The organism is Acerihabitans sp. TG2, assembly GCF_035013185.1.
Classification (GTDB): domain Bacteria; phylum Pseudomonadota; class Gammaproteobacteria; order Enterobacterales; family Enterobacteriaceae; genus Acerihabitans.
Window position 1 is genome coordinate 1 of sequence record NZ_JAYGJO010000060.1, and the last position, 5,612, is coordinate 5,612.

At 50.2% G+C, this 5,612-nt stretch carries 2 protein-coding genes and 5 pseudogenes; 3 read left to right on the plus strand and 4 right to left on the minus strand.

The genetic code is table 11. From position 1 onward, the window contains the following. Positions 1-403, minus strand: a pseudogene (locus tag SJI19_RS24225) (XRE family transcriptional regulator); the annotation flags it as partial. After that, positions 399-1,053, minus strand: a pseudogene (locus SJI19_RS24230) (transposase); the annotation flags it as partial. The pseudogenes SJI19_RS24225 and SJI19_RS24230, both read right to left, overlap by 5 nt. A 94-nt stretch (positions 1,054-1,147) precedes the next feature. Here SJI19_RS24230 and SJI19_RS24235 point away from each other — a divergent pair. Next, positions 1,148-1,305 (plus strand): annotated as a pseudogene (locus SJI19_RS24235) (integrase); the annotation flags it as partial. On the opposite strand, the gene SJI19_RS24240 reads toward SJI19_RS24235, so the two are convergent. Together SJI19_RS24240 and SJI19_RS24245 are read right to left on the minus strand one after the other, a co-directional pair. Next, complete coding sequence (locus SJI19_RS24240; protein ID WP_323480802.1) at positions 1,298-3,589, minus strand: excinuclease ABC subunit UvrA; 2,292 nt, start codon at positions 3,587-3,589, stop codon at positions 1,298-1,300. The pseudogene SJI19_RS24235 and the gene SJI19_RS24240 overlap by 8 nt on opposite strands. Beyond that, positions 3,582-4,049: a MarR family winged helix-turn-helix transcriptional regulator gene (locus SJI19_RS24245; RefSeq protein ID WP_323480803.1), complete on the minus strand. Its 468-nt coding sequence runs from the start codon at positions 4,047-4,049 to the stop codon at positions 3,582-3,584. Before SJI19_RS24245 ends, SJI19_RS24240 begins: the two co-directional genes overlap by 8 nt. Positions 4,050-4,193: 144 nt before the next feature. Here SJI19_RS24245 and tnpB point away from each other — a divergent pair. Both tnpB and SJI19_RS24255 read left to right on the plus strand, forming a co-directional pair. Beyond that, positions 4,194-4,430 (plus strand): annotated as a pseudogene (gene tnpB / locus SJI19_RS24250) (IS66 family insertion sequence element accessory protein TnpB); the annotation flags it as partial. 45 nt (positions 4,431-4,475) lie between these two features. Beyond that, a pseudogene (locus SJI19_RS24255) lies at positions 4,476-5,612 on the plus strand (IS66 family transposase); the annotation flags it as partial.

Genomic DNA, 5,612 nt, shown 5'->3' on the forward strand with positions numbered 1-5,612 from the left:
TATTAAAATCTGGCGACACTTTCTTTAATTCATCCACCAACTCCCTGATGTCGGTTGCCTGATTAGCGCGAGCATAATCACGGCGAAAACTGGATAATATGCGAGGTGCTTCAGTTTCCCAGTCGGCAAAAAGTTCTCGCAGAGCCGGATCGGTAAATAGCATCCATAAGAGGTTGCGCCTTTCGAAAGAGTGTTGATCGAAATTAAACAAATGGTTGGCTGTATTGTTATAGGCGAGAACATCCCAGCGCAGGTTTAACACATAGGCAGGGTGTTGAGCCATATCGTCCATCAGTCGGCGAATCAAAAGGGGAACCACACACCAAGTTTTGCCCGGATCGGTCGGTGGACGTTCATGAGCCAGTAAGAATAGATGTCTGCGTTCAGCTGCATCTAGCATCATCCACGCTGGTCAGGCATTTTATCCTTCTGCCACCGGCGAGAGCGTCCATGACAAAATCCATCGACCAGGTCATGTTTGGAGCACTGGGCCGAACAAGAGTTTGACGTTCCACGGACAGCCCTTTAGGGCGCTTTCGCCGGTGAACAGCTAATCCATTTTCATGATAAATACGGTAGGCTTTTTTATGGTTCGCTTCGACGCCATCGCGTCGCAGCAGTTGCCAGATACGACGGTAACCAAAGCGTCGGCGCTTCATCTCGTTGTGCCCTAAGAGAACGATAACGACAAGTTGCTCTGGAAAGCCCGGCAAGATGGCAGGCACGACGTTCTGAAATACCTGATTGCTGGCACATCGGTGCAACCGCATTGCGCTTGTGAGACAGCGTTAATACTTTACCCCCAAGCGCTGCTTGCTGGGCCTCCTTGTCCAGCATGGTTTCAGCCAACAATTTTTTCAAACGTGCGTTTTCGTCTTCAAGCGCCTTGAGACGCTTGACCTCGGAGACTTCGAGACCGCCAAACTTCTTCCGCAAGGTATAAAACGTCGCATCGGGGATGTTATGCTTACGGCACAACTCCTTAGCTGTCATGCCGGCCTCAGCTTCGCGCAGGATACCAATGATCTGTTCTTCAGAGAAACGCTTTTTCATGGGTAATGTCCTCATCGTTCAATGATAAACATTACTAGCCTGGCGATGGATTAACCAGAGGGGAGCAGGTCAGGCCACACAGAAAAAGGTTTAGTCAGTTAGTAAGTTTTGGCCTCATGATCTCTACATAACGGCGAGTACCTTGCTGCATGAAGCCGGGTACAATCCTATTGGATAGAAAAGTGCCTAGCACACGAACAAAAAGGAGTGCGAGCTGTGTACAGCAAAGCCTATTCAAGAAAAGTCAGGTAGGACAGACGGAGCGTGAAGGTGAGTTTTTTAAGTATTCGGAAAGAAACGGGCCCGTCACTGATTTTGGTTCTGCTAGCATGCCGGCAGGTCTCCCCTGATAGATGATCTTACCACCGTATTTTCCTGCTCCCGGCCCCATTTCAATGACATAATCAGCGGCTGCGATCATATCGAGGTTATGTTCAACGATGATGAGCGTGATCCCTTGGTCGGCGAGTGTGCCAAACAATTGTATCAGGTGTTCTATGTCATTCGTATGAAGACCGGATGTGGGTTCATCAAACACGTATATCCGGCTATTTAGCCCAAGTTCTTTTGCCAGCTTCAGTCGCTGCCGCTCGCCCCCTGATAAGGTTGAAAGTCTCTGTCCTATCTGCATATATCCCAGCCCAACCTGTTCCATTCGTGTCATTTTATCCTTAATCTCTGGTTTGCCATCAAACAGATGACGAATATCGGGCACGCGCATGCGCATAACTTTATCGATGGCGTATCCTTTGACTCGGATAGCGCGGGCCTCATCGCTATAACCCGATCCGTCGCAGACCTCGCATATAGATTCAACGGTATCAAGGAAGGCCAGATCAGTGCGGACCATACCACGACCTTTGCAAACCGGGCACGATCCGGTGGCATTGTTGCTAAATAAGCCAACAGGTTTGCCGCTCTGGCGAGCGAATAAACGGCGAATATCGTCTAGCACGCCTAGGTAACTAGCTGGTGTCGAACGGGATGAGCCACGAAGTTCAGTCTGGTCTATCACAATTACATCAGGACGAAGTCTCGGCAATATTCGGTTCGTGAGCGTCGATTTGCCAGAACCCGCAACGCCTGCGACAACAGTCATGACCCCAAGAGGAATATCGGTCGACAGATTGTGTACGTTAAACATGGATTGATGCTTGATACTGATCCAGCCAGACGGAGCTCGGGGTGCCTCATTGATCGTGTGCTGTTTGCGAAAACTCCGCCCGGTTGCCGTTTCTGTCTCTCGCAATTCTGCCACCGTGCCCTGGTAGACGACTTCCCCACCTGATTGGCCGGCCTGTGGCCCCATGTCGATGACCTGATCTGCGATGCTGATCAGGTCAGGATCATGCTCTACCATAAGGACACTGTTGCCTTTGTCCCGCAAGCGTATAAGCAATTCTCCTAGATGGCTAACGTCACGAGCGTGTAGGCCGATACTGGGTTCATCGAAAATATAAGCGATATCGGTAAGGCTGCTACCAAGGTAACGGATCATTTTTATTCTCTGTGACTCGCCGCCCGACAAACCAGATGTTCCCCGATCCATACTGAGATAATCGAGGCCGATATCGATCATGCTTTCCAGTTTTTCTGTCATCGACGACAGGACCGGTAGCATCTTCGGTTCGTTGATTCCACGCAAAAAATCTAGCAGGTTGCTTGCCTCCATTGCGGCACATTCGGCGATGTTGTGCTCTGCGATCCGGCAGGTAAGCACCGTAGGATTAAGACGACCGCCGTTGCATGCGGGGCAGGGGCCGCTTTGGGTCACGCGCGACAGTGCCTCGTGCTCGACATTCGAAAGATCACTCTCCTCACGTTCCAGAAATGAACGGCGCAGACGAGGCAATACTCCTTCATAGGTCGTCGTTTTCGGCCAACCTGGTTTAGGAGCTGTTACGGGAGTGCCTTCTTCAACGGTCAGCCGTTTCCATTCCTCGTTGGTATAACACTCAAGCGGTTTTGTCGTGTCAAAGAAGCCTGATAAAGCATAGCGTTTCCAACGCCAAGAAGAGGGCTCGAATCCGGGAAAGCGTATGGCTCCTTCATCCAGCGAGCGCTCACGATCAAACAAGGCATTCTCGTCTATCGTCCGCACCGTCCCCAGCCCCTGACACTGTGGACACATGCCATGAGGGTTATTGAACGAAAACAAGCTGGATTCGCCGATATGTGGTTTTCCTATGCGCGAGAAGAGCAGGCGTAGCAGCGCGTAGATCTCGGTCACTGTTCCGACTGTGGAACGAGCATTGCCACCAAGCCTGCGCTGGTCAATCACGATCGATGCTGGTAAATTTTCGAGACGATCAGCATCTGGCTGACCGAAATGAGGAAGCCGGTTGCGAACGAAGGTTGAATAGGTTTCAGCCAGTTGACGTTGAGATTCTGCAGCTATCGTATCGAACAGAAGTGACGACTTACCTGATCCTGAAACTCCGGTAAAAGCGACGACCTGGTATTTGGGGATGTCGATGGTCACATTTTTCAGATTGTTGGTTCTGGCTCGAATAATACGCATGGGCCGATCAGTCATGCTTGATGCCCTCCATTTGTAATCCCCTGACGGCTTTATGGCAGAGCTCCGCGAAGATCGCCTGTTCTCCTGAAGTCATGACCGATGCGACCAACTGCGCTGCACCTTGCCGCTGTCTGGCTGCATGTTCCAAGAAAGCATTTCCCTGATCACTTAACCGTGTCGCCTGAACACGACGATCGGTGTCGTCCGACACCTGTTCTACCAGATCCAAATCTTTGAGCACGCGCAGCGCCTTTGAAAGTTGAGTTCGAGAAACTCCGAGCCGATTACTAATCATTGACGGGCGCAAAGCCCCGTTAACACGCAGGGCTTCCAGAACGTCATACTGTGACCATGTTATGGCTTCCGGTGTAAAGCGGTTACGACGAGCTACCAATTCACATTGCAGAAGTGACAGGGCGATTTCTAGTTCTGAGACTTTTTTATTTTTCATCTTTGAATTTAATATGGTTTCCATATGGAAATCATATGTGAGAATAAATTATTAATCAAGTGCATCTTGTTAAGTGATATAGTTTCCAAATGGAGATTTAGATTGGTTGCAATTTTGCCTAGTCGCATCCACCGCCCCCTATGTCAGAGTCGTTGAGAAGATCCCTTTTTCGGGGCTTTGTATGCTTTCACTCACCGCCAGCGCAATAAAATCAAATGTCTGATGTGGGAAGACAATGGTTTTGTCCTCTATTACAAGGCGCTGGCAGAGGAGAAATTCAAGTGGCCCAATCTGGCCGATGACCTGTTATCTCTGACCGAGGAGCAGATTAACTGGCTGCTCGATGGTTATGATATCAGTCTGCTCAATGGGCATAAAAAACTGCATTATGATGGCGTTAATTAGTCGAAATAATAAGCATTAGGTAGCTGTTTTTGTTATCATTTAACCATGAATGTGCCTACTTCCCTGCCAGCCGAAAACCCCGAAAACCGCAGTTTATCTGCGGTTGAATTGTTGGCAATCAACGAGGAATTGCTGCAACAACTTCAATACCGTGACCACTATATTCTCTTGTTGGAAGAGAAACTCAGGCTCAAAAATGTTAGTGCCGATGTAATAATGACCCACTGGGTCAGAATTCAATTGGCGTTGACACAAAAAAGCCCAACAGTTTGCCGCCAGTAGCGAGCGACATGCTGACCAGATTGCCTTGTTTGATGAAGCTGAACTGGAAGCGGCGCTTGAGGCCTTAGATACGCAATTACCTGAAGATGTTCCCGCTACATCCTCCTCGCCAAAAAGGACAACACGCCAACGCGGTTTCTCCGCTAGCCTGCTGCTCGAGCGTGTTGAATTGTGCCTGTCAGAGCAAGAGAAGGCCGGCGCCCGCACCACCTTCTTCAGCAAGGTTAAAGAAGAGCTGGCGTTTATTCCCGCCAAGTTAAAAGTCATCGAATACTGGCGGAAAAAGCGGTGTTTGACCGCGATGGCGAGGAGTTTATTGTGGCCGCTCATCGCCCGGTCCATCCGGCTGGCCAAGGTATTTACCCCGCTGCTTACCTGACTGCGGGAGGTGCAAAACAGCAGTCGTTACCTGCAAATGGATGAAACCCGCATCCAGGTCCTGAAAGAAGAAGGCAAAACCGCCCAATCGGACCAATGGATGTGGGTGATACGCGGTGGCCCACCCGATAAACCCTCAGTGCTGTTTGAGTATGACCCGAGCCGCGCTGGTAGCGTTCCCGTGCGCCTGTTGGCCGGATTCACGGGTATTTTGCAAATCGATGTCTATGCCGGTTATGACGCAGTGTGCCGTGAGAACAAGCTGATGCGTATCGGCTGCTGGGATCATGCCCGGCGCAAAAATATGGACGCGGTCAAAGCGGTTCCCAAGAATGCCAAATCCCCTAAAGGCAAACCCACTAAAGCGGATGTGGCGCTGGGCTACATCGGTAAACGGTATGGCGTCGAACGAGGTCTGCGAGGCCGTAGTGAAATGGATAAATATCAGGCTCGCCAGCAATATAGCCTGCCGTTGCTTAACACGTTCAAAACCTGGTTGGAGCAGAATGTCGGCAAGATGAT

Excerpts from the sequence above, each read along its gene's own strand:
- SJI19_RS24240 (WP_323480802.1), bottom strand. The coding sequence starts at position 3,589 with ATGACTGATCGGCCCATGCGTATTATTCGAGCCAGAACCAACAATCTG.
- SJI19_RS24245 (WP_323480803.1), bottom strand. The coding sequence starts at position 4,049 with ATGGAAACCATATTAAATTCAAAGATGAAAAATAAAAAAGTCTCAGAA.